This window comes from Mycolicibacter senuensis (assembly GCF_002101885.1).
Taxonomy (GTDB): domain Bacteria; phylum Actinomycetota; class Actinomycetes; order Mycobacteriales; family Mycobacteriaceae; genus Mycobacterium; species Mycobacterium senuense.
Genome location: NZ_LQPS01000054.1, coordinates 38,198 through 61,905, shown reverse-complemented (window position 1 = coordinate 61,905; position 23,708 = coordinate 38,198). Strand labels below are relative to the sequence as shown.

The following is a 23,708-nucleotide window of genomic DNA, read 5'->3' as shown; positions in this document are numbered from 1 at the left end:
GAGAAGGGCAATCATGGCAACACAGCTCTGCGAGGACGAAACCGCAACCGAGTCGGTAGCGGCGGCCGAGGCTCCCGAGCCGGCAGGGCCGGCGCACCGGCAGCGCCGTGCCGCACTCGCGACCGTGGCAGTCTTGTCCGCCGCCGTGCTGACGGCGTTGGTTTTCCTCGGCTGGCAGTACCAGCGACACCACGTCGTCGCCGAGGCGAGCAGCGCCGCGCTCGCCACAGCGCAGGACTATGCCGTGACCCTGACCAGCATCGACGCCAAGAACGTCGACGACAACTTCACGAAGGTGATCGACGGCGCCACAGCCGGATTCAAGGACATGTACACCCAGTCGGCGACACAGTTGCGTCAGGTGCTCATCGACAACAAGGCGATGAGCAAGGGCGTGGTGGTGGACGCCGCGGTCAAGTCGGCGTCCACCAGCAGAGTCGAGGTGCTGCTGTTCATCGACCAGGCGATCACCAACGTCGCCAATCCGGCTGCTCGCCTCGACCGCAGTCGAGTGGCGATGACGATGGAGCTGACCGACGGCCGCTGGCTGGCCAGTCGCGTCGAGTTGAAATGATGACCGTTGCAAGACGAAGCGCATCGCTGCTGATGCTGCTCGCGCTGGGCAGCGCCATCGTGACGACTCCGGCCCGGGCCGAACCCACTGCCGCGGTGATCGCCGGCACCAGCCCCGACGGGCTGGGAACCTGGGCGGTGCACTATCAACGCCTCGACCCCGGTGACTCGCCGGTGGCAGAGGCCATCAACGACCGCATCGACGCCGAAGCGAACCGGGAGGTCACCCAGGCGACGTGGGACGGATCGACCAGGCGGCCCTGGACATTCGATGCGACCGGAACGATCAGCGTTCGGCCCACGACGGTGTCCGAGGTGTTCGTCGGGTCCTATGACACCGCCGAGCCGCACATGCCGATGCAGACCGTCGGCACGGTCGTCTGCGACGCCCGCAGCGGCGACATCATCACCTGGGACACCGTGTTTCCGGACAAGACCGCGGGTTTGTCCCGTCTCGGCGAGCAGGTGGAGGCGAGGCTGGCCACGGTGGCCTCGGCGACGCAGTTGCGCGACTGGCGCCGCGCCGGCCAGTTCGCCCCGGTTGACGTCAACTTCAAGCATTGGATACCGACCCGCGCCGGCATTGAGTTCCACTTTCCCCCGGTCCAATTCGGCCCCGGAATCAAGGTCGTGACCGTGCCGTGGTCGACGATCGAGGATCAGATCGCGCCGGAGTTCCAAGCCATCTTCGATGGTTGACCAAATACTTGTTCCGCCGTAGGGTCGGACACGCGACGCCGGTGGAATGCCCACACAGCACAAGGAGCCCGGAATGAACATGGACGACTTCGTCCTCGTCTCCGTCGACGATCACCTCGTCGAGCCGCCCGACATGTTCGACGGCCACATCCCCGCCAAATACCAAGACGATGTGCCCAAACTGATCCAGCGCGCCGACGGCACCGACGCCTGGGTCTTCGAGGGCCAAGAGGCCACCAACGTCGGCCTCAACGCGGTGGCCGGCCGCCCACCGGACGAGTACGGCGCCGAACCGACCAAGTTGAGCGAGATCCGCGACGGCTGCTACAACATCCACGAGCGGATCCGGGACATGAACGCCAACGGCGTTGCCGCCGCGATGAACTTCCCGTCCTATCCGCAGTTCTGCGGGCAGTACTTCGCGCGCGCCCAGGACAAGGACCTGGGGCTGGCGGTGCTGCGGGCCTATAACGACTGGCATATCGACGAATGGTGCGGCGCCTACCCAGGGCGGATGATCCCGTTGGCGCTACCGCCGATCTGGGACCCGAATCTGATGGCCGACGAAGTCCGGCGGGTGGCGAAGAAGGGCTGCCACGCGGTCACCTTCTCCGAGAACCCCACCAAGCTCGACTATCCGTCGCTGCACGACCCGCATTGGGATCCGTTCTGGCGGGCCTGCAGTGACGAGAACACCGTCGTCTGCCTGCATATCGGGTCGTCGTCATCGGTGGTGATCACGTCGGTCGACGCACCCGTCGATACGATGATCACCCTGCAACCGATGAGCATCGTGAACGCGGCCGCGGACCTGGTCTGGTCACCGACGCTGCGCAAGTTCCCGGATCTGACCTTCGCGCTCTCCGAGGGCGGAATCGGCTGGATCCCGTACTTCCTGGAACGAGTCGACCGGGTCTACAAGATGCACCGAGCCTGGACCCACCAGAACTTTGGCGACAAACTGCCCAGTGAGGTCTTCCTGGAGCGCGTTGTGACGTGCTTCATCGACGACGGCTTCGGCATCGAGAACCGGCACAAGCTCAACCTCGACATGATCACCTGGGAGTGCGATTACCCGCACTCCGACTCGACGTGGCCGCTGGCACCCGAATCACTCGCCGGTTACCTGGACGGGGTGCCCGACGACGAGATCGACAAGATCACCCATCAGAACGCACTGCGGCTCTTCTCCTTCGACATGTTCGGAAAGCTGGCCAGGGAACAGGTCACCGTCGGCGCGCTGCGGGCGCAGTCGCGCGACGTGGACCTGGGCTACCGCTCCTCGCAACGACTGAAGAAGACCGGCACCGACACCGTGACCGTCCTCGACCTCGCCGCCAAACTACCGACCGGAACCTGATCGGAGCCCGGCCCTGACTGTCCGGAACGATAGCTACTTTCTGGTAGCGTTCAACCAAATGTTCGGTCTTTAGGTGCTCGGGCGAATCCCGACTGATCACGGGCGCAGTGGAGGTGCGGTGGGGCGGCAAAAGCCAGCCGGAACGGCAACTTCCGCGAACCTCACCGATGCGTACGAGGACGGGACCCGCCGCAGCGAGATCCTCCAAACCGCCGCCACCTTGATCGCGTCCTCAGGTTTGCGGACCTCGCTGCAGGAGATCGCCGACGCGGCCGGGATCCTGCCGGGCAGCCTCTACCACCATTTCGACTCCAAAGAAGCCATCCTGGTCGAGTTGGTACGCCGCTATCACGCCGACCTGGAACGCATCGGCGAGGCCGCCGATGACAGGCTGGACGCCCCCGGTTCGCAACCTCCCGCCGAGGTGATCGTCGAGCTGGGGTCGGAGATCGCGCGGTGCGCGGTGGCGCACCGGGCCGCGTTGCAGATGTCGTTCTACGAGGCGCCGAGCGCGAATCCGGAGCTGGTCAAACTGCTCAAGGAGCCACCCACCAGCGTGCAGCGGGCCATGCTGCAGGCCCTGCGGGCCGGCCGGTGGAGCGGCTACATCCGGGAAGACCTCGACCTGGCGACGCTGGCCGACCGGATGTGCCAGTCGATGATGCACGTGGGGCTCGACGTCATCCGCAACAAGTCGGCGGCCGATCGGACGGCCACGGTGCTGTGCCGAATCATGTTGCAGGGGCTGGCCAGCCGTCCTCCTTCCGACGAGGAGTTGGACCGCTCCCCCGCATTCGCCGCGGCAGAAGACGCGATCAAGACCTGGGCCGACGAGAACGCGGCCGATGACAAGGCCGCCCACATCCGCGCAGTGGCCCGCGCCGAGTTCGGGCGTAAAGGCTACGAGGTCACCACCGTCCGCGATATCGCCTCCGCGGCGGGAATGGGCACCGGCACCGTCTACCGGTTGATCGGCTCGAAGGACGAGCTGTTGGCCTCGATCATGGCGTCGTTCGGCGCCAAGGCCGGTGGCGGGTTCGCGGCGGTATTGCGCGCCGACGCGAGCCCCATCGAGAAGTTCGACGCCCTGAGCTGGGTCAATATCAACGCCTTGGACCAGTTCCCGGACGAGTGGAAGATCCAGCTGGCCTGGATGCGCCACTCCCCGCCGGACACCCCCAATCCGGGCCTGGCGTTCACCATGCGACTGCGGCAACTCAAATCACTGCTGTCCGAAGGGACTCGATCCGGCGATGTCCACATCGATGCGCCCTCCATGGAGATGCTGTCGCGATGCGTGATGGACCTGTTGTGGATGCCGGAGAACATCGTGCGCTCTGCGGGCACCCGTACGGCGCTGACGCTGGCACGCGACACCCTGATCCGCGGCGCCGCCGAACGCAGCCCGGAGTAGCCGCCGCCGAACTGGCGCTACCAAAGTTTTGTTCCGAAACCTATTGATTAAGGCGGGCTCGTCACATAGGTTCGGTCCATGTCCGGAAAGCTCAGCGGCAAAGTCGCATTCATCACCGGCGCGGCCCGCGGTCAGGGTCGTGCCCATGCCCTCGCGATGGCCAGGGAGGGCGCCGACATCATCGCCGTCGACATCTGTCGCCAGATCGAGTCGAACCCCTACCCGCTGGCGACACCCGACGATCTGGCCGAGACCGAACGAGCGGTCAAGGAACTGGGCCGCCGGGTGGTCGCCCGCATCGCCGATGTCCGCGAGCGCCACGAGTTGCGCGATGCGCTCGAGGCGGGCCTGGCGGATCTGGGCAGGGTCGACATCGTCGTCGCCAACGCGGGCATCCTGCCGATGGCGATGGGCAAGCCGGACCCGATGCAGTTCGTCGACGCCTCCGATGTCGACCTGGTCGGTGTGATGAACACTGTCGCGGTTGCCATTCCGCACCTGCCCGACGGCGCATCCGTCATCGTCACCGGTTCGACCGCCGGCATGATCCGCGGCACCACCGACAACCCGAATATGGGACCCGGCGGCGCCGGGTACGGCTGGAGCAAGCGCATCGTGATGGAGTACGTCGACGAGATGTCGCTGCACCTGGCGCCCAGGATGATCCGGGTCAACGCCATCCACCCGACCAACTGCAACACCCACCTGCTGCAGAACGACGGGATGTACTCCATGTTCCGTCCGGACCTGACCAACGCAGGAAAGAAGGCCACCCGCGAGGACGCCGAACCGCTGTTCACGCTCTTCCAGGCCATGCCCATCCCCTACATCGAGCCCGAGGACATGGCCAACCTGGGGGTCTTTTTGGCCAGCGACGACGCCCGCTACATCACCGGCCAGCACATCCGCGTCGACGCCGGCTCGCTGCTCAAGTGGCCCAACGGACCGGGCGGATAGTCTCAGATCGCGTGCCGCGGCAACGTAATCGGCAGATCCAGCGAGCTCAGCAGTCCCGGCGCGGCGTCGACCACGTAGGGTGCGGCGTTGACGACGCGCATCGCGGTCGCGGCCATCGCGCCCCGGCCGGCACCGTGACCTTCTGCATCCCCCAGCGTCATCGCGCAGTGGATCTCGGGGTCACCGTCGATGTCCACCCGGTAGGTGGCGTCGCAGTCCGACGTCTTCCAGTCCGGGGCCACGTCACGGGCCATTCGGATGATGTGCTCGACCACGATGGCCTCGCGGCCGTCGACGACTCCGGCGGCGCGGGTGCACACCGCGCCGCACGTGCCGGCCGCGATGGTTCCGAACGCGACCACGATGTCGTGATGGGTGACTCGCCGATCCAGCGATTCGCGAATCTCCTGAACATGTACACCCAACGCCTGCGCCATCAGGTGAATCGGGGCACCCCAAGCCATTTCGATGAAGCCAGGTGTGCTCAGCATCGGGTCGAAGTCCAGCGGCCGGCCGAAACCCATCCCGTCCATCATGACGTCGGCGACCGGGTAGTGGTCGTTGAGGGATACCTCGCTCACCGTCACCGACCGGATGGTCTTGGACTGCGTCGCCAACAGCAGTGCCAGCTGGTCGGAGCCGAAGCCGGGAAAGACACCCGATGCGTAGAACGAGGCACCACCGGCTTCGGCGGCTGATTCGAGCTGTTTGCGCCACTCGGGGTGGAAGTAGGCCGGCGGGTACACCAGACCGGTCGACGTCGTGGAGACGACATTGATTCCGGCATCCAGCAGCCGCAGGTAGTCCGGCACGGCAGCGGCGTCGCGTTCGGGGCCGCTCGCCGCGTACACGACGCAGTCGGGCCGCAACCCGATCAGCGCGTCGGCGTCGTCGGTCGCGCTGATCCCCAGCGCGGTTCCGCCGGCGAGCTCACCGGCATCACGCCCCACCTTGTCCGGCGAATGCACCCAGACGCCCACCAGTTCCATATCGGGCCGGCGCCGGATCGCGTCGATCGCGATGGAACCGACGCCACCGGTCGACCAGACCACGACTCGAGTCTTCGGATTCATCTCGTCCCTTCGGTGGATCGGGCGACCGCCGCGGCGGCGTGTTCCAGATACGGCCAGGCGAGCACAGGCGGCAGCCCGCCGCACAACGGCAGCAGCGGCAGGCTGCGACCGGAGCGCAGCTGCGCGACGGCGTCATCCACCGTGACGATGCGGTAGGGGCCGGGTGTCTCCCGCAGTTCGGCCACGCTGGTGGCCCGGGAGATGCTCACGACCGGCGCGTCATCGTGCCGGTAGGCGGCAGCGGTCACGGCGTCGTGCAGCAGGTACGGTCCCAGCTCGTCCCAGGCCCGGTCCACGTCGTCCGTGACGAATACCGTCGTCGGCGCATCGGCGTCGGGGAACTGGCACGGCCCGGGTTCACGTCCGTGAGCGCGACACTGCGCGTCGTAAAAGTCTTTCAGGCCAGGCGGGTTCGCCTGCGCGAGCAGTCCCAGCCCGTGACGGGCGGCCCGCCGCGCCGCTGCCCGGCTGGCGCCGGCAACCATGATGTGCGGCCGGCCCACGCACGCCGGTGTCACATGGATACGGCGGCCCTGGTGCTGCACCGGCTCGCCACGCAATAGCCCTAGCAGCAATGCCAGCTTCTCGTCGGCGAGCCGCCCGCGCGTACGGCTGTCGATGCCGAAGTGCTCGTATTCTTCGGCGCGGTGACCGATCCCGAAGGCGTAGGCGATGCGGCCGTTGCTGAGATTGTCGAGCACGCTGATGTCCTCGGCCAGCCGGACCGGATCCCGGAACGGCAGGATCACCGCCGCAAGCATGATCGCCAAGGTCTCGGTTCGGGCGGCGATCGCCGCGGCCAGCAGCAGCGGCGACGGCAGGTGCCCGTCCTCGGTGCCGTGGTGTTCGGAGAGCACGGCGGCGATCGCACCGCGGGTCTCGGCCCAGGCGCACATGTCGAGAGCCGCGGCATAGAGCTCCCGGCTGGGTGCACCCGATGCGGGCGCTCGCATATCGAAGCGCAGAGTGAGCATCCAGCAGACTATAACCTAATATTTGTTCCTATCGGCGGCGACGAAGTCAGTCGCGTGGCGCGGCCGGCAGGTACGGTCGAAACCATGGCACGCATCGTTATCATCGGCGGCCACGGCCAGGTCGCCCTGCTACTCAGCCCCTTGCTGGCCGAACGCGGCGACCAGGTGACATCGGTGTTCCGCAACCCCGACCACAGCGAAGAGGTGGCGGTGACAGGCGCGGTCCCCGTGGTCGCAGACATCGAACAGCTCGACACCGACGCCCTGGCGAAACTGCTGGCCGGCCACGACGCGGTGGTGTTCACCGCCGGCGCCGGCGGCGGCAACCCCGCCCGGACCTACGCGGTGGACCGCGATGCCGCGATCCGGGTGATCGACGCCGCCGGGCAGGCCGGGGTGCGCCGATTCGTGATGGTGTCCTATTTCGGCGCCGGCCCCGCGCACGGCGTGCCCGAGGACGATGCGTTCTTCCCGTACGCGCAGGCCAAGGCCGCCGCCGACGCTCACCTTCGGGCCAGCGACCTGGACTGGACGGTGCTGGGGCCGAGCCGCCTCACCCTCGAGCCGGCTACCGGCCGGATAGAGGTGAAGCCACCTGCCGGCAAAGGCGAGGTCTCCCGCGGCAACGTCGCGTTAGCGATCGCGGCCTGCTTGGCCGATCCCTCGACGAGTCGCCGCACCATCGAGTTCAACGATGGCGAGACCCCCATCCCAGAGGCCCTGCAAGCCGGTTGACCAGGTAATCTCGGTCATGCAACTGGTTTGTCGACATCGCCGCAAGGCGGCGTCGGCGTCGAGCGCACCATGGTTTACGTAGTTTTCTGTGGGGCGCGAGAGGGAACCCGGTGAGAATCCGGGACTGTCCCGCAGCGGTATGCAGGAACGACCGCCGTCAACGGCACTGGTCACGATTGACTGGGAAGCGACGGCCACTAGGAGCACCGTCGGTGCGTGCCTGCGAGTCCGAAGACCTGCCTGTTGTGCCGGGCGCGCCGCGCCCGGCGGACCATCGCCTCGCGGAATGGGCGCCTGGTTTTGAGGGTTATAGTGCGTTAAATCGCACCGAACCGGATGAGCTGGACGACCGCCGGCGGTGGCCCACCCTCGCAAATCAAAGGATCAGATCGTGACCGCTCAACCTTTTACCTCCACCATTCTCGGCTCACCGCGGATCGGTCCGCGCCGCGAGCTCAAGCGCGCCACCGAGAGCTACTGGGCCGGCCGGATCGGACAAGACGAACTGCGAAACGTCGCAGCCGGCCTGCGCCGTGACGGCTGGGCGCAGCTGGCCGAAGCCGGCCTGGACTCGATACCGGTGAACACCTTCTCCTACTACGACCAGATGCTCGACACCGCAGTGCTGCTCGGTGCACTGCCGGCTCGGGTCGCCGGGGTGGCCGACGAGCTGGACCGCTACTTCGCCGCGGCCCGGGGCAATGCCGAGATCGCCCCGCTGGAGATGACCAAGTGGTTCGACACCAACTATCACTACATCGTCCCGGAGATCGGCCCGGACACCACGTTCACACTCAACCCGGCCAAGGTGCTCGCCGAACTGGCCGAGGCCACCGAGCAGGGCATCGGCGGAAACGTGGCCCGGCCGGTGATCATCGGACCCGTCACGTTCCTGCTGCTGAGCAAGGCCGTCGACGGAGCACCGGCGCCGATCTTCCGCCTCGACGAGCTGACCGACGTCTACGCCGAACTGCTGGGCAAGCTGGCAGACGCCGGGGCCGAGTGGGTGCAGATCGACGAACCGGTGCTGGTGACCGACGTCGCCGCCGACGCCCCCGCCCTGGCCGAGCAGGTCTACGCCCGGCTGGGCGGGCTGAGTAAGCGGCCGGCGATCTTCGTCGCCACCTACTTCGGCGACCCGGGTGCGGCCCTGCCGGCACTCGCACGCACGCCCGTCGAGGCGATCGGTGTCGATTTGGTCTACGGCCCGAACACCAAGATCGCGTCGGTGCCGGAATTAGCCTCCAAGACGCTGGTCGCCGGTGTGGTCGACGGCCGCAACATCTGGCGCACCGACCTGCAGGCCGCGCTGGCCAAGCTGGCGTCGCTGCTGGGTTCGGCGGAGGCCGTCGCTGTGTCCACCTCCTGCTCGACGCTGCACGTGCCCTACACACTCGACGGTGAGACCGGGCTCGACGACGCCCTGCGCAGCTGGCTGGCATTCGGCTCCGAAAAGCTGAGTGAGGTGGCCACCCTGGCCCGCGCGCTGCGTGACGGCCGCGAAGCGGTGGCCGACCAGATCGCCGCGTCCAATGCCGCGGTTGCGTCCCGCAAGTCCGATCCGCGGCTGAACAACGCCGACGTCCGCGGCCGGATCGCGACCATCACCACCTCCGGCGCACACCGCGGCAGCGCCGAGGCACGCCGCGCCGCGCAGGCCGAGCGGCTGCACCTGCCGCCGCTGCCTACCACCACCATCGGGTCGTTCCCGCAGACCGTCGACATCCGTAAGGCACGCGCCGCGCTGGTCGCCGGTGACATCGACGAGGCGGAGTACACCCGCCGGATGAAGGCCGAGATCGCCGACGTCATCAAGCTGCAGGAGGGCCTCGGGCTGGACGTGCTGGTGCACGGCGAGCCGGAGCGCAACGACATGGTGCAGTACTTCGCCGAGCAACTGGAAGGCTTCTTCGCCACCGCCAACGGTTGGGTGCAGTCCTACGGCAGCCGCTGCGTGCGTCCGCCGGTGCTGTTCGGCGACGTCTTGCGCCCGCACCCGATGACGACTGCGTGGGCCACCTACGCCCAGTCGCTGACCGACAAGCCGGTCAAGGGCATGCTGACCGGGCCGGTGACCATCCTGGCGTGGTCGTTCGTCCGCGACGACCAGCCGCTAGCCGACACCGCCAACCAGGTGGCGCTGGCCATCCGCGACGAGACGGTGGATCTGGAATCGGCCGGCATTGCGGTGATCCAGGTCGACGAGCCGGCGCTGCGGGAGCTGCTGCCGCTGCGCAGGGCCGACCAGCAGGCCTACCTGGACTGGGCGGTCGGCGCGTTCCGGCTGTCGACGTCCGGGGTGTCGGACGCGACACAGATCCACACCCACCTGTGCTACTCGGAGTTCGGGGAGGTGATCGGCGCGATCGCCGACCTGGATGCCGACGTCACCTCGATCGAGGCGGCCCGCTCGCACATGGAGGTGCTCGACGACCTCAACGCGATCGGGTTCTCCAACGGGGTGGGGCCGGGCGTCTACGACATCCACTCCCCGCGGGTGCCGTCCACCGACGAGATGGCCACCTCATTGCGTGAGGCGCTTGACGCCGTTCCGGCGCAACGCCTGTGGGTGAACCCGGACTGCGGGCTGAAGACCCGCAAGACCGACGAGGTGACCGCCTCGCTGGCCAACCTGGTAGCGGCGGCGAAGGAAGCCCGCGCCGGCGTCTAGATCCGGCATTAATCCGGCACGGACCCGACTCCCGGGACGACGACGGCGAACAGGTCGGCGGCAGCAGCCAGGCTGCCGGCCTGTACCGTCGCCGCCGACACGGTGCCGTCCACCCCGGGCAGTGGCCGGGTGGCCGTAGTAGCGGCGACGATGGTCGGGGCGTAGCCGAGGTTGAACGCCCCGCGTGCCGTCGAATTGATGCACATGTGGGTCATGAAGCCGGCCAGGATCAGGTTCTTGGCCTGCAACCCCTTGAGGCGCTGATCCAGATCGGTCTCGATGAAAGAATTCGGGTAGCCCTTGACCACGACGGGTTCATTGCCGCGCGGTGCCACCCGATCAACGATCGCGCCGGATTCGCCGGTGATGTCATAGGGTGACCCCGGCCCCATGTCGTGCTGGATGTGGATCACCGGAATTCCCGCGGTGCGGGCGCGGTCCAGCAGCGCCGCTGCTTCGTCGAGTGCCGCCTGCACACCGTCGAGTTCCATCACCCCTTGGGTGTAGGTGACCTGACAATCAACCAGGATCAGCGTGGAATCTCGAAGACTCGGCGGTTCAGCGGGCAATCCGGCCAAGGCACGCAACGTCTCGCTCATCGACCTACCTTTCGCTCGTCGAAACTCCATCCTTCCACCGACGCCGAGGCGACCCGCCACAAGCTGACCGATAATCTCGGGCCATTGAACCCGGCACAGGAGTAGACATGGACTTCACCACGATCCGCCACGAGGTCACCGACGGCATCCTCACCGTTCATCTGAACCGCCCGGACAACCTCAACGCGTTCACCGTGCAGATGGCCGACGAACTGGAGCGCACCTTCGTCGAGGTCAACGACGACGACGCGGTCCGCGCGGTGATCGTCACCGGGTCGGGTCGCGCGTTCTGCGCCGGGATGGACCTGTCCAGTACCGGCAACGTCTTCGGCCTCGACGAAACCAAGTCTCCGACGCTGGCCGATATGGCCGACCTCGACGACCCGGAGCTGGTTCGGGTACGCGACACCGGCGGGCAGGTCACGCTGGCGATCTATAACTGCCGCAAGCCGGTGATCGCCGCGGTCAACGGGCCCGCGGTCGGGATCGGCGCCACCATGATGCTGGCGATGGACGCCCGGCTGTTCTCCACCAAGGCGCGGTTCGGGCTGGTGTTCGGCAAGCTGGGCATCACCCCGGAGGCATGTTCGACGTGGTTCCTGCCCCGGATCGTCGGGATGCCGACGGCGCTGGATCTGCTGTATCGCGCCGACATACTCGATGCCGAGGCGGCACACGCCGCCGGGATCGCCCGCTCCCTGCACGAACCGGACGCATTGCTCGGCGACGCCCGCGCGCTGGCCGACTCGTGGACCAAGGGCCGCTCCCCGGTGTCGTTCGCGTTGATGCGCCAGATGCTCTATCGCAACTCCGCGCAACCGGACCCGGTACAGGCGCACCGGGTGGACTCGCTGGCGATGTTCTACACCAGCATCGGCGACGGCGCCGACGGGGTGCGCGCCTTCCTGGAGAAGCGTGACCCACACTTCACCTCTCGGGCCTCGGCGATGCCGCCGTTCTACGACGAATGGCTCGGCGAGCGGTAACCGGTAGCGCCGGCCGGCTGAAATCTACTGAGTTCACCCGCATTTCAAGTCCGGTCCTGACTCCGTTCAGCCACAGGCCGCTATGCGCGTATACCTTCGCTGGCGAAGGGGAGTAGTTCCTAACCGCCGCCAGGCGGATGTGAATGGTCGTCAGTACGGCGGGCCACCCGCCCGGTCATTCAGCGGGCCTATCACTTTCCGTGAGCGAGACCTTCGGACGATGAACCGTGTCGACCGAGAGTTCTCGCCGGGTTCCATGGGCAGATTCGGTCGCCGAACGAAGGAGACCGATGCCCCCCTCGATAGCCGCTCTCATCGACGAGGCTGAACCCGAACCAGATTCGTGGTACAACGCGCTCGCCGCGGTCGAGAGCCAACCTCCCGACGACGAGCACGACGACGCCGAGGGTGAACCACCTCGTTCCGCTCCGGCTCCCGGCGACGGCTTGTTGGCCGTCAGCACTGCCGCGATGGCCGGTATCACCGCCGTCGGCCTGGGCATCTCGCTGGCCGGGCGCGCCCTGCGGTTTCCGCGGTTGCCGGCCAGTGTGCAAGGCGCGGTGGTCGCGCTGGACCATCAGCCGCGGCTGCGCCGACTACTCGAGGAACGAATCGGCAAGCGCGCCACCGACACTGCGTTGGGGTTGGCATCCACCACCGCCAATGCGCTCGCGCTGGCACCGTCGATTCTGGCCGTGGACCTGGCGATCAACACGCTCAAGACCGCTGAAGCCCGCGCCGTGGCGCGGTCGTGGTCTCGGCGCGAACCGGAATTGTCCCGCGCGTCCGGCGAAGCAGGCGCGGAGTCGGCACCGAGACCGGTACCGCCGCCGGCCGGACCCGTCGAGGAACACCTGCAGCGCGGCACCTGGATTCAGGCGGTCGGCGCCGCCGTGGTCGGTGCGGTCAGCCGCGATCCGAACCTGGCCGGCACCGCAGCGTTGGTAGCCGTGCCGAAGGCCGCCCGCTCCACCCTGGAATCATTCGCGGCGACGTTGGGCCGAGGGCTGGCCGACAAGAACGAGGCGCTGCCGGTGCGCCCGGACAGCTTGCGCCGACTGGACCGGGTCGACGTGGTGATCCTCGACCCGCGGGTGCTCCGCAGCGACGAATTGCGCCTGGTACGGCTTCGCGGCGCCGGCGAAAAGGATCTGGCCGTCTGGGAGCGCGCCCAGGCGATGCTCGCCGACGACGATCTGCGACCGGGCTGGCACCCGGTCGCCGGCACGCGCGGCGGCAAGAGCCGATCCAGAACGGAGGCACTTTTCGCACCGGCGCCTCATCCGCTGGCGGCCGCAACACTCGCCGAGACACAGCGGGCCGAGGTGCAGGTGGTTTCCGTCGAGGACCCCACCGGATTGGGCGAACTGCGACCGACGTTCGACGAGATCGCTCCGATGACCGGAACTTCGATCGATGACGCACTGCTCGACGCACTGGTCCGTTACCAGGAGGAGGGCCACACCGTCGCAGTGATCTCCTCGGCTGCCACCGAGGCGCTTTCATCCGCCGATCTCGGGGTGGCCATCTGGCCCGCGGGTAGCGGCCGGCCGCAGCCGCTGGGCACGGACTTGATCGTCGACGATCTGGCCGGGGTGTGGCGGGTGCTGCATGCCCTGCCCGCGGCCAAGGCGGCCAGCCGCCGCGGCGTCCAGCTGTCCATCGGCGCTTCGGCGATGGGCGCGCTGCTGCTGATACCGACCGTTCGGGGCCGGGGCCCCGGACCGGTCGTGCTGGGCGCGGCGTCGGGGGTGTTCTCCGGTTACCGGATGGCGCGCAACGTGGTCAACACACCCGTGCCACGACCGGTCCCCGTCGATGAGTTCCACGCCATGTCGGTCGACCAGGTTCGGGCCGTGCTGGCGTCGCCGACGGATGTCACAACTGCGCCGGACGCAACCGACGACACGCAGCGTCACATGGTCTGGCAGTTCATCGACGCGGTGCGTGACGAGTTGTCCGACCCGCTGACCCCGGTGCTGGGGTTGGGCGCCACGGCCACCGCGATACTGGGCTCGCCGCTGGATGCGCTGCTGGTCGGCTCGGTGCTGGCCAGCAACGCCGTGCTGGCCGCCGGACAGCGGCTCAGTGCCGAGCTGCGGCTGAATCGGCTGCTCGCCGACCAGATCCCGCCGGCGTGGAAGGTCACGATCCGGCCCGACGGCAGCCGCGAACGGGTCCAGGTGCGCCCAGATCAGTTGCAGCGTGGCGATCTGATCGAGGTGGGACCCGACGACGTGGTACCGGCCGACGCCCGCGTGGTCGAGCCGGAGAAGCTCGAAGTCGACGAAGCGTCACTGACCGGTGAGTCGCTGCCGGTGACCAAGCAGATCGACGCCACCCCGGGCACGGAGTTGGCCGAGCGGCGCTGCATGCTCTTTGCCGGCACCACCGTGGCGGCCGGGCGGGGCCTTGCGCTGGTGACCGCGGTGGGTCCCGACACGGAGGTGCGCCGGGCAGCCGACATGGTCGCCAGTCGCCATGGCGACATCGGGTTGGGCCATCAGCTCGGCCAGATCACCGACCGGATATGGCCGCTGAGCCTGATGACCGGCGGTTTGGTCAGCCTGCTCGGGGTGCTCCGCGCCACCAGACTGCAAGACGCGGTGGCCCAAGGTGTCTCGGTCGCGGTCGCGGCCGTCCCCGAAGGCATGCCGGTGGTCGCGACGCTGGCCCAGCATGCCTCGGCGCAACGGCTGACCAAATCCGGTGTGCTGGTGCGGGTGCCGCGTTCCGTGGAGGCACTCGGCCGGGTCGACGTGATCTGCTTCGACAAGACCGGCACGCTCAGCGAGAACCGGCTGCAGGTCACCGAGGTGCGCCCTGCCACCGGTCATGCCCCCGACGCGGTGCTGCGCTGCGCGATACAAGCGACACCGTCGGGCAGGGAAGGCCATGTCGACGCCACCGACGCCGCGATCATTGCGGCGGCTGAGCCGGTGATCGCCGACTGCCCGCCGGCTGCCGCCGACATCCACCTGCCGTTCCGTTCCGGACGCCCGTTCGCGGCGTCGGTGACCGGGACCGAACTGAGCATCAAGGGCGCACCCGAAGTGGTACTCGGCGCCTGCGGAGACGTTGCGGCCGACATCTACGACCTGGTGGAGCAACTTGCCGACGACGGCCTGCGGGTGCTCGCCGTGGCCCGGCGCGAGCTCAGCGCCGAGCAGGCGCAGTCACTTTCGGATTCCGCCGACCCGGAGGACCAACTGGCCGCCATGGCCCGGCAGTGCGCCCACGGACTGAAGCTGGTCGGATTCGTCGGTATCTCCGACACCCCGCGCGCGGGGTCGGCCGGCCTGCTGGCCGAGCTGCACCGTCGGGAGGTGCCGGTCCGGATGATCACCGGCGATCACCCGACCACCGGCCGCGCGATCGCCCGCAAGATGGGCCTGCCGGTGACCGAAGAGCAGGTCATCACCGGCACCGAGTGGGAGAGCCTGTCGGGCAAGGAGCAGGAGCGCGCCGTCGCCGAGCGGGTGGTGTTCGCCCGGATGTCACCGGCGAACAAAGTGCAGGTGGTGCAGGCACTGGAACGCAGCGGCAAGGTGTCGGCGATGGTCGGCGACGGCGCCAACGACGCCGCCGCCATCCGCGCGGCCACCGTCGGCATCGGGATCGTCGCCCAGGGCAGCGACGCCGCCCACACCGCCGCGGACGTGGTGCTGCTCGACGGGCGCATCGAGACCCTGTTGGACGCCCTCAACGAGGGCAGCCAATTGTGGCAGCGGGTGCAGGCCGCGGTGGCGGTGCTGCTGGGCGGCAACGCCAGTGGCGCTGTGTTCGCCATCATCGGCAGCGCACTGACCGGTCAGGCACCGCTGAACACCCGGCAGCTGCTGCTGGTGAACATCGTGACCGACGCGTTCCCCGCGACCGCACTGGCGATGAGCCAACCCCGCCGGCCGATGCCCTTCAGCGGGCGCGGGCCCGACGAGAAGGCCCTGCTGCGCGCGGTGGCACTGCGTGGTACCACCACCGCCGGCGCCACGCTGGCGGCGTGGTTCATGGCGCGATTCACCGGCTTCCCGCGGCGCGCCGCCACGGTGGCCCTGGTCGCGCTGGTGACCACCCAGTTGAGCCAGACGCTGCTGGAGTCACGCTCGCCGCTGGTGGCGGTCACCGCGGGCGGTTCGTTCGCGGCCATGGCACTGCTGATCAGCACCCCGGGTGTCAGCCAGTTCATGGGGTGCACGCCGCTCGGCCCGGTCGGCTGGGCGCAGGCACTGGGATCGACTGCGGTCGCCACGACCGCCGCGGCCATCGCGCCCCGCTTCCTATCGCGTAGCCCGGAGGCAGCCTGAGCGGGTCAGCGAGCTCCGTTCTCGTCGACATATGCCGGCAGGTCGTCTTCCCAGGGCTGGCGCGCCACCATGTCGGCCACCTTGACGTGGCCGCGCTCGAACACCCCGGTGGTGGCATCCACCAGCCGGTAGGCCTGGGTCTGGCGGTGGATCGGCTGAGCGTCGAGGATCACCACCCGCACCTCCCCCGGTTCGAAGCCACAGCGCTGCTGCAGCGCCTCGATCAGCTGCTCGTTGGTCATGTGGCCGTCACCGAAGTTCCAGCCGACCGCCGTCGAGCAGATCCGCTCGCCGTCGGTGAGGGAGTAATCGTCCTCGCTGCCGTCGGCCATCGCCCGGTGCGCCAGGCTGAACAATGCTCGGCCGTGGGTGTTGAAGCCGCGGAACGCATATCCCATGTAGATGGGGATCTGCGCGGCCTCCGGACTGCCGTAGAAGCGTTCCAGCTGGGCGGCGGGCATGCTGGCGATGGCGACGATTCCGCGGGCGATCTTCTCCTCGGCGGACGGTTTCAAACACCACAGCGTGGTGTCCCAGTTGCCGGCGTAGTACCGCATCCCGGGCAGGAATGACACCTTGCGCGGGAACAGGTTTCCCAGCACCACGGTGCCCGCGCTGATCGCGAACAGCAGCGCCACCGCCCAGGCGTTGTTGACGTCGCGCAACCCGAGATCGGCGTGTGCGACGAACAGCGACAGCACCCCGAAGATCATGAACACGTTCCACTCCAGCGGCACGCCCATCGGGATAGCCGCCAGGATGCCCAGGTGGAAGCAGACCATGACGAAGGCCGCGATCGCGGTCGGCCAGCCACCGTGGGAGAAGAACAGCACCAGCGGCACGCCCATCTCGATCGCGGTGCTCAGGTGCGCCAGCGCCTTCGACGCCACGCCGGGGCGCAGGTCTTCGGGGAAGTCGCGGAAGAAGCGGCGTTTGAGCGCTTTCGGCCTGACCAACGGGTTGTTGCTCATCATCGTGGAGATGACGTACGGGAAGTGCCGGTTGAGTTTCGACGTCGCGGCACCCACCCAGATCACCATGAAAATCGCCTTGGCCGCGATGATCATGTCGACCCCGGTGAACAGGAAGGCCGCCGCCAGCGGTGCGTACACCTCACCGCGGGCGGCCAGGAAGATCACCTTGTCGCGGAGTCCGGTGACCGCAAGGATCGTCAGGATCGTCAGGATCTGCCAGTGCGGCAACACCCCGACGTCGGTGTTCAGTGCGGGGATCGGGCCGGTGCCGTCGGAGAACAGCGCGCCGACCAGCATCGCCAGCAGGGCCGCATACAGCGCGGCGTCGACCGGCGTGCGGTTGGTGCCGGCGGTCAGCGGTATCCGGCGCGGCCAGGGCGGCAGCCGAATGGTGTTCGGCCGCAGCCAGTACAGGATCGAGCCCAGCGGCGGGAAGAACCGGTTGTTCAGCGGTCCGAACCCGCAGCCCAGGCCGATCACCTCGAACAGCATCGTGTAGAGCACGAGCTTCTCGAAGACGATCGGTTCGCTCCACCACTGCCGCACCTCGGTGAACCCATCGATGCCGGTGGTGCTGAGCGCGACCAGCCAGGCGCCCAGGACGTAGAGCGCGATCTTGACGACATAGAACAGGTGCAGCACCACCGGCGTGCCGAAGCCCACCTCGGCCCAATGCCGGGCCATCGGGCGGATCTTCTCGCTACGACTGCCCTTGCTCCATTCGGCGAAGTCGACGACGGGCAGTTCGGGCTTGAGGAATCCCATGACCGACAGACTAGAACGCGTTCTAGATCATCGTGGCGTGAACGGGCTCAGCCGACGTCGAGCGCGCGCTGCGATCGGCCGGAATAGGCACTCAGTGGTCGGATCAGCGCGTTGGCGGCGGTCTGTTCGATAACGTGCGCGGTCCACCCGACCACCCGGCTCATAACGAACAGCGGGGTGAACATCGCGATGTCGAACCCCATCAGGTGGTAGGCGGGGCCGGTGGGGAAATCCAGATTGGGTTTGAGGCCGGTCGCGGCGAACATCTCGGTCTCCAGCACCTGGTAGATCTGCAGCCAGCGCCCGCCGGCACGCGCCGCGGCGACCCGGGCCAGCGCCTGCTTCATCATCGGTACCCGCGAGTCACCGTTCTTGTACACCCGGTGACCGAAACCCATCACCTTCTCCTTGCGGGACAGCTTGGCGTGCAGCCACTCCGCGGCCCGGGCCGGTTCGGCGATCGCGATCATGTCGTGCATGACCGCCTCGTTGGCTCCGCCGTGCAGCGAGCCCTTGAGGGCGCCGATCGCCGCGGTCACGGCGCTGTAGATGTCGGACTGCGTGGAGGTGACCACCCGGGCAGCGAACGTCGAAGCGTTGAAGCCGTGCTCGGCGTAGAGGATCATCGACTGCTCGAACGCCGCGACGATCACCGGGTCGGGCACCTCGCCGAAGCACATCCGCAGGAAGTTCTCGGCGTAGCCGAGATGGCTGTGCGGCGCGATCGGCGCCAGGCCGCGCCGGCGGCGCATGTCCACCGCGACGACGGTCGGCAGCACCGCGAACATCCGCAGCGCCTTGGCGAAATTCGCCGCCTCCGCGCTGTCGTCCTCTTCCGGATCCTCGGCGCCCAGGTAGCTGATCACGGTGCGCACCACATCCATCGGGTGGCAGTTGTCGGGCAGCTTGGCCATCAGTGACAGCAGCGACTGATCCACCCGCCGGGCCGCCCGCTCACGCTGGCAGAACAACGCCAGTTCGGCGTCGGTGGGCAGTTCACCGTGCCACAACAGGTAGGCGACCTGCTCAAAGGTCACACGCGCGGCCAGATCCTGCACGGGGTAGCCCCGGTAGGTCAGCGAGTTGGTCTCCGGCACCACCTTGGAGATGGCGGTGGTGTCGACGACCACCCCGGCGAGTCCTTTGCGAATCTCGGCAGTGGTCACCGGTGGCCTCCCTCTAACGTGAAGTTGAAGATGTCGTCATCGAACTGGTTGTACTCGGCGTAGCGCAGCAGCTCATAGAGCCTGCTGCGGTGCTGCATCTGGCCCAGCAGCCCGGATTGTGTTCCTGCCGTGTCGATCTCCCGCAGGCCCACTTCGACGGCGAACATCGCCAGCCGCAGCGTGGTCACCGGGTAGATGACGGCGTTGTAGCCGAGGTCGGTCAGTTGAGCAGCGGTCAGCAGCTCCGATTTGCCGAACTCGGTCATGTTGGCCAGCAGCGGGACATCGACTGCGGCCCGGAACCGTTCGAAGTCGGCCGGCCCGGTCAGGGCTTCGGTGAAGATCATGTCCGCGCCGGCGTCGGCGTAGGCCTTTGCCCGGTCGATCGCGGCGGAAAGCCCCTCGATCCCGGCGGCATCGGTGCGGGCGCAGATGATGAAGTTCGGGTCCCGGCGGGCGGCGATCGCGGCGCGCAGCCGCTTGACCATGTCGGCGGTCGGCACCACCGCTTTACCGTCGAGGTGCCCGCAGCGCTTGGGGTTGACCTGGTCCTCGAGATGACAACCGGCCAACCCGGCGTCTTCGAATATCGACGCCGCACGCGCAACATTCAGCGGCTCGCCGAAGCCGGTGTCGGCGTCGATGAAGGTCGGCAAGTCGGTGGCGGCAGCGATCTGCGCACCGCGCCCGGCCACCTCGGTCAACGTGGTCAGCCCGATGTCGGGCAGCCCCAGGTCGGCCGAGAGCACCGCCCCGGAGACGTAGACGCCGTCGAACCCGATCTCGGCGACCAGCTTGGCGACCAGAGGTGAGAAGGCACCCGGGATTCGTTGCAGCTGACCCGATTGCAGACCGAACCGGAATGCCGCGCGTTTGTCCGAGGCGGTCGCGGTTGACCCGAGCAGCCCACTCACCGGAAGATCCCCGCAGGGGTCGACGGCGCCCGGTTCAACACCGCGGGCTCGACGACGATGTTGAGTTCACGGAGCTGACTGCCGCTCAGACCGGCGAGGCCCTCGGCTGCGGCAAGAAACCGCTCCTGTTCGGCGGTGGTCACCACGCCCTCGGCGAGCTCGGTGAACTTGCCGACGTACTGCTTGCGCTCGAACGGCCGGGCGCCCAGCGGGTGTGCGTCGGCGACCGCGAGCTCGTCTGTGATGACTTCCCCACTGGCCATGGTGATCTCGGCGCGCGCCCCGAAGGCCTTCTCATTCGGGTCCATCGAGTGGTAGCGGCGGGTCCACTCCGGGTCTTCGACGGTGGAGATCTTGTGCCACAACGCGACGGTGTCGGGCCGGTGGGCGCGTTCCGGAGCGTAGGAACGTTCGTGATGCCAGCTGCCGTCCTGCAGCGCGACGGCGAAGATGTACATCAGCGAGTGGTCCAGGGTCTCCCGCGAGGCGTCGGGGTCGAACTTCTGCGGGTCGCCGGAGCCGGTGCCGATCACGTAGTGGGTGTGGTGGCTGGTGTGCAACTTGATGGTGGCTACCTGGCTCAGGTCGCCGATCCGTTCCCGCAGTCGCTTGGCCAGGTCGATCAGCGCCTGGCTCTGGTATTCCGCGGAGTATTCCTTGGTGTAGGTGTCCAGGATGGCGCGCTTGGCCTCACCGGGGCCGGGCAGCGGAACCCGGTAGGTGTGATCGGGTCCGGACAGCAGCCAGGCAATGACCCCGTCCTCGCCCTCCCAGATCGGGGCCGGAGCCCCTTCACCGCGCATCGCCCGGTCGACGGCCTCGATGCCGACCTTGCCGGCCCAAGCCGGTGCATAGGCCTTCCAGCTGGAGATCGAGCCCTTGCGGGACTGCCGGGTCGCGGTCGTCAGGTGCAGCGCCTGACCGATCGCCTGGTAGATCACCTCGGAGTCCAGCTTCAGCATGGTGCCGATTCCGGCGGCCACCGACGGGCCGAGGTGCGCGACGTGGTCGATCTTGTGCTCGTGCAGACAGATCCCCTTGACCAAGTCGACCTGGATCTCATAGGCGGTGGCCAGACCGCGGATCAGGTCGGCCCCGCAGATCCCGAGTTGTTGGGCGACCGCCACCAGCGGCGGGATGTTGTCGCCGGGGTGGGAGTAGTCGGCCGCCAGGAACGTGTCGTGGAAGTCGAGTTCGCGCACGGCGGTGCCGTTGGCCCAGGCTGCCCATTCGGCCGAGTAGCTGCCTTCGACACCGAATACCGAGGCGCCCGGGGTCGAGGGGTGCGCCTGCGCTTGCCGGCGGGCGACCGTCACCGGCCGGCGCAGCACCGAGGCCGCACTGACGGCGGCGTTGTCGATGATCCGGTTGATCACCATCGCCGCGGTGTCGTCGGGGACGGCCACCGGGTCGGCGGCCACCTGCGCGATCTTGGTGGCGAGGTGCTCGGAGCGGGGGAAGTCTTCGGCGCTGCGGCGGGATTTGACGTCGTGAAGCTGCATAATCCACACCCTACGCACAGTGTCTATCTGCCGAAAGGCACCGTAAATGCGTACTAATGCATCCCTTCGCCACGTTTTTTGCAAACCTTGCGAATACCCGACGGGCTAAGCTGCGGCACATGGCACCCTCGACCACCCGGACGTTCGCCGGGGCTCGGCTGCGACGCCTGCGGGAGGAGCGCGGCCTGACCCAGGTTGCGCTGGCGCGTGCACTGAACCTGTCGACCAGCTACGTCAACCAGCTCGAGAACGACCAGCGGCCGATCACCGTTCCGGTGCTGCTGGCGCTCACCGACCGGTTCAGCCTGCCCGCCCAGTATTTCTCCGGGGACTCCGATGCCCGGCTGGTCGCCGACCTGCGGGACATGTTCACCGCCACCGCCGGCGAACACGCCGCCAGCGACGGCCAGATCGAGGAACTGGTCGCGCGCATGCCGGATATCGGCACCAGCCTGCTGACCATGCACCGTCAACTACGTAGCGCCACCGAGGAATTGGAATCCTACCGGTCACGAATGTCGGGCGAGGTGGCCCAGGCCGTGGCCCACCCGATGCCGTTCGAGGAGGTCCGGGACTTCTTCTACGACCGCAGCAACTACATCGCCGAGCTCGACGATGTGGCCGAGAAGCTGTTCAAAGAGACCGGAATGCGTTTCGGCGGCTTGGATATTCAGCTGTCGACGCTGCTCGCCGAACACTTCGGCATCACGGTCGCCATCGCCGACGACCTGCCGGCGGGAACCAAACGCGTCTTCGACCCGGTCACCCGGGTACTGCGCATCGCGCATTGGCTGCTGGCGGGCCAGCGCGCCTTCCAGATCGCCACCCAGCTCGCACTGCTGACGCAGCAGGAGCTGATGTCCGACATCGTGGCCCAAGACCAGTCGCTGAGCCCGGAATCCCGCGGGGTGGCCAAGATCGGGTTGGCCAACTACTTCGCCGGCGCTTTTCTGCTGCCGTACCGGCAGTTTCACCGGTCGGCAACCGAGTTGCGCTATGACATCGACCTGCTGGGGCGCCGCTTCGAGGTCGGATTCGAGACGGTGTGCCACCGGCTCTCGACGTTGCAGCGACCCGGCCGGCGCGGGGTGCCGTTCATCTTCGTCCGCACCGACAAGGCCGGCAACATCTCGAAGCGGCAGTCGGCCACCGCCTTTCATTTCAGCCGGGTCGGCGGCAGCTGCCCGCTGTGGGTGGTGCACGATGCGTTCAGCCAGCGCGGCCGGATCATCACCCAGGTCGCGCAGATGCCCGACGGGCGCAAATACTTCTGGATCGCGACCACCACACCGCCCGAGGGACGCGGCTATCTGGGGCAGCACAAGACGTTCGCGGTCGGGTTGGGCTGCGATCTGGCGCATGCCGACAAACTCGTGTATTCCACCGGGGTCGCCCTGGACGACCAGGCCACGGTGGTGCCGATCGGCGCGGGATGCAAGATCTGCGACCGAGAGGCCTGTCCGCAGCGCGCGTTCCCGTTCCTCGGCCGGCGGGTGGTGGTCGACGAGAACGCCGGCAGCGGACTGCCCTACTCGCCGGTGACCGTCGGCGACCGGTAGAAGAGCAGCAGCTGGCCGATCGCTCCGGCCAGCCCCAGGCCGACCGCGATCAGCAGACCCGTCCAGCCGTTGAGCCAACAGCGGCAGAAGATCTGGTGGTCCAGGCTGAGCCGGCCGGGACCGAGCATCGCCACCACGACGGCGCCGGTGGCCAACACCAGGTTGTACTCCCAGCCCTCGTTGAGCACGAAGAACCCGTTGGCGCGGTGCACGGTCCATACCGCGACCGACATCAGCGCCACGAAGCCGGCGGCAGCGACCGGGGTGAGCAGGCCGGCAGCCAATCCCAGGCCGGCCGCGATCTCGGCGGTGGCGGCGGTCACCGCCTGGAATTTGCCGTACTTCATCCCGATGCTCTCGAACCATCCCGCGGTTCCCGGGATACGTCCGCCGCCGAAGAACTTGTTGAAACCGTGCGCCGCCAGCGTCAGGCCCAGCACCAGGCGCAGGATCAGCAACGCGACATCTGCAGCAGTGACCATG

The 23,708-nt window shown here is 67.8% G+C and carries 18 protein-coding genes and 1 riboswitch; of the genes, 10 read left to right on the top strand and 8 right to left on the bottom strand.

Annotation, left to right across the window (positions count from 1 at the left end; translation table 11 throughout):
* The first annotated feature begins 13 nt into the window (after positions 1–13).
* The 5 genes from AWC24_RS20385 to AWC24_RS20365 all read left to right on the top strand — a co-directional run bounded on the left by AWC24_RS20385 (position 14) and on the right by AWC24_RS20365 (position 5,003).
* Positions 14–574 carry an Rv1363c family protein gene (locus AWC24_RS20385; protein WP_085088742.1) on the top strand — a complete coding sequence of 187 codons (561 nt, stop codon included), beginning with the start codon at positions 14–16 and terminating at the stop codon, positions 572–574.
* On the top strand, positions 574–1,272 hold the full coding sequence (locus AWC24_RS20380; RefSeq protein ID WP_234807452.1) for a DUF3298 domain-containing protein: 699 nt from the start codon (positions 574–576) through the stop codon (positions 1,270–1,272). The genes AWC24_RS20385 and AWC24_RS20380 overlap by 1 nt, the downstream gene beginning before the upstream one ends.
* Before the next feature lie 73 nt (positions 1,273–1,345).
* Positions 1,346–2,632, top strand: a complete 1,287-nt coding sequence (locus tag AWC24_RS20375) for an amidohydrolase family protein (protein ID WP_085088739.1) — start codon at positions 1,346–1,348, stop codon at positions 2,630–2,632.
* Positions 2,633–2,750: 118 nt separating this feature from the next.
* Positions 2,751–4,046: a TetR/AcrR family transcriptional regulator gene (locus AWC24_RS20370; protein ID WP_085088736.1), complete on the top strand. Its 1,296-nt coding sequence runs from the start codon at positions 2,751–2,753 to the stop codon at positions 4,044–4,046.
* Positions 4,047–4,124: 78 nt separating this feature from the next.
* Entirely contained in the window at positions 4,125–5,003 is an 879-nt protein-coding gene (locus AWC24_RS20365; protein WP_085088733.1) for a mycofactocin-coupled SDR family oxidoreductase, read from the top strand.
* Positions 5,004–5,005: 2 nt separating this feature from the next.
* Here the strand turns inward: AWC24_RS20365 and AWC24_RS20360 are convergent, their stop codons facing one another.
* Both AWC24_RS20360 and AWC24_RS20355 read right to left on the bottom strand, forming a co-directional pair.
* Complete coding sequence (locus AWC24_RS20360) at positions 5,006–6,076, bottom strand: NAD(P)H-dependent amine dehydrogenase family protein (protein WP_085088730.1); 1,071 nt, start codon at positions 6,074–6,076, stop codon at positions 5,006–5,008.
* A complete protein-coding gene (locus AWC24_RS20355; protein WP_085088728.1) occupies positions 6,073–7,050 on the bottom strand; it encodes an LLM class flavin-dependent oxidoreductase in 978 nt (325 codons plus the stop codon). Before AWC24_RS20355 ends, AWC24_RS20360 begins: the two co-directional genes overlap by 4 nt.
* A gap of 84 nt (positions 7,051–7,134) precedes the next feature.
* Between AWC24_RS20355 and AWC24_RS20350 the strand changes: the two genes are divergently transcribed.
* Complete coding sequence (locus AWC24_RS20350) at positions 7,135–7,785, top strand: SDR family oxidoreductase (RefSeq protein WP_085089117.1); 651 nt, start codon at positions 7,135–7,137, stop codon at positions 7,783–7,785.
* Between the two features lie 52 nt (positions 7,786–7,837).
* A riboswitch (cobalamin riboswitch) is annotated at positions 7,838–8,043 on the top strand.
* 133 nt (positions 8,044–8,176) lie between these two features.
* Positions 8,177–10,456 carry a 5-methyltetrahydropteroyltriglutamate--homocysteine S-methyltransferase gene (gene metE / locus AWC24_RS20345; RefSeq protein ID WP_085089115.1) on the top strand — a complete coding sequence of 760 codons (2,280 nt, stop codon included), beginning with the start codon at positions 8,177–8,179 and terminating at the stop codon, positions 10,454–10,456.
* Between the two features lie 8 nt (positions 10,457–10,464).
* Here the strand turns inward: metE and AWC24_RS20340 are convergent, their stop codons facing one another.
* Positions 10,465–11,055 carry a cysteine hydrolase family protein gene (locus AWC24_RS20340; RefSeq protein WP_085088725.1) on the bottom strand — a complete coding sequence of 197 codons (591 nt, stop codon included), beginning with the start codon at positions 11,053–11,055 and terminating at the stop codon, positions 10,465–10,467.
* Positions 11,056–11,162: 107 nt separating this feature from the next.
* Between AWC24_RS20340 and AWC24_RS20335 the strand changes: the two genes are divergently transcribed.
* Positions 11,163–12,041 (top strand): crotonase/enoyl-CoA hydratase family protein, encoded by an 879-nt coding sequence (locus tag AWC24_RS20335; RefSeq protein ID WP_085088722.1) that lies wholly within the window; start codon positions 11,163–11,165, stop codon positions 12,039–12,041.
* Between the two features lie 290 nt (positions 12,042–12,331).
* On the top strand, positions 12,332–16,345 hold the full coding sequence (locus tag AWC24_RS20330; RefSeq protein ID WP_085088719.1) for a cation-translocating P-type ATPase: 4,014 nt from the start codon (positions 12,332–12,334) through the stop codon (positions 16,343–16,345).
* A 5-nt stretch (positions 16,346–16,350) separates the two neighbouring features.
* Here the strand turns inward: AWC24_RS20330 and AWC24_RS20325 are convergent, their stop codons facing one another.
* From AWC24_RS20325 to prpD, 4 genes are read right to left on the bottom strand one after another with little or no spacing between them, the layout of a single operon-like run.
* Positions 16,351–18,084, bottom strand: a complete 1,734-nt coding sequence (locus AWC24_RS20325; protein WP_085088716.1) for a DUF3556 domain-containing protein — start codon at positions 18,082–18,084, stop codon at positions 16,351–16,353.
* 47 nt (positions 18,085–18,131) lie between these two features.
* Positions 18,132–19,250, bottom strand: a complete 1,119-nt coding sequence (locus AWC24_RS20320) for a bifunctional 2-methylcitrate synthase/citrate synthase (RefSeq protein WP_085088713.1) — start codon at positions 19,248–19,250, stop codon at positions 18,132–18,134.
* Positions 19,247–20,164, bottom strand: a complete 918-nt coding sequence (prpB, locus tag AWC24_RS20315) for a methylisocitrate lyase (protein ID WP_085088710.1) — start codon at positions 20,162–20,164, stop codon at positions 19,247–19,249. The genes AWC24_RS20320 and prpB overlap by 4 nt, the downstream gene beginning before the upstream one ends.
* On the bottom strand, positions 20,161–21,666 hold the full coding sequence (prpD, locus tag AWC24_RS20310) for a 2-methylcitrate dehydratase PrpD (protein WP_085088707.1): 1,506 nt from the start codon (positions 21,664–21,666) through the stop codon (positions 20,161–20,163). Before prpD ends, prpB begins: the two co-directional genes overlap by 4 nt.
* 119 nt (positions 21,667–21,785) lie before the next feature.
* On the opposite strand from prpD, the gene AWC24_RS20305 reads away from it, so the two are divergent.
* Positions 21,786–23,225, top strand: coding sequence for a short-chain fatty acyl-CoA regulator family protein (locus tag AWC24_RS20305; RefSeq protein ID WP_085088704.1), 1,440 nt, complete (start codon positions 21,786–21,788; stop codon positions 23,223–23,225).
* Here AWC24_RS20305 and AWC24_RS20300 read toward each other — a convergent pair.
* Positions 23,195–23,707, bottom strand: coding sequence for a DoxX family protein (locus AWC24_RS20300; protein ID WP_085088701.1), 513 nt, complete (start codon positions 23,705–23,707; stop codon positions 23,195–23,197). The genes AWC24_RS20305 and AWC24_RS20300 overlap by 31 nt on opposite strands.
* Between the last annotated feature and the right edge of the window lies 1 nt (position 23,708).

Bases quoted from the DNA above. Each gene is read 5' to 3' on its own strand.
- AWC24_RS20385 (WP_085088742.1), top strand. From the start codon at position 14: ATGGCAACACAGCTCTGCGAGGACGAAACCGCAACCGAGTCGGTAGCG.
- AWC24_RS20380 (WP_234807452.1), top strand. From the start codon at position 574: ATGACCGTTGCAAGACGAAGCGCATCGCTGCTGATGCTGCTCGCGCTG.
- AWC24_RS20375 (WP_085088739.1), top strand. From the start codon at position 1,346: ATGAACATGGACGACTTCGTCCTCGTCTCCGTCGACGATCACCTCGTC.
- AWC24_RS20365 (WP_085088733.1), top strand. From the start codon at position 4,125: ATGTCCGGAAAGCTCAGCGGCAAAGTCGCATTCATCACCGGCGCGGCC.
- AWC24_RS20360 (WP_085088730.1), bottom strand. From the start codon at position 6,076: ATGAATCCGAAGACTCGAGTCGTGGTCTGGTCGACCGGTGGCGTCGGT.
- AWC24_RS20355 (WP_085088728.1), bottom strand. From the start codon at position 7,050: ATGCTCACTCTGCGCTTCGATATGCGAGCGCCCGCATCGGGTGCACCC.
- AWC24_RS20350 (WP_085089117.1), top strand. From the start codon at position 7,135: ATGGCACGCATCGTTATCATCGGCGGCCACGGCCAGGTCGCCCTGCTA.
- AWC24_RS20340 (WP_085088725.1), bottom strand. From the start codon at position 11,055: ATGAGCGAGACGTTGCGTGCCTTGGCCGGATTGCCCGCTGAACCGCCG.
- AWC24_RS20335 (WP_085088722.1), top strand. From the start codon at position 11,163: ATGGACTTCACCACGATCCGCCACGAGGTCACCGACGGCATCCTCACC.
- AWC24_RS20330 (WP_085088719.1), top strand. From the start codon at position 12,332: ATGCCCCCCTCGATAGCCGCTCTCATCGACGAGGCTGAACCCGAACCA.
- AWC24_RS20325 (WP_085088716.1), bottom strand. From the start codon at position 18,084: ATGGGATTCCTCAAGCCCGAACTGCCCGTCGTCGACTTCGCCGAATGG.
- prpD (WP_085088707.1), bottom strand. From the start codon at position 21,666: ATGCAGCTTCACGACGTCAAATCCCGCCGCAGCGCCGAAGACTTCCCC.
- AWC24_RS20305 (WP_085088704.1), top strand. From the start codon at position 21,786: ATGGCACCCTCGACCACCCGGACGTTCGCCGGGGCTCGGCTGCGACGC.
- AWC24_RS20300 (WP_085088701.1), bottom strand. From the start codon at position 23,707: ATGGTCACTGCTGCAGATGTCGCGTTGCTGATCCTGCGCCTGGTGCTG.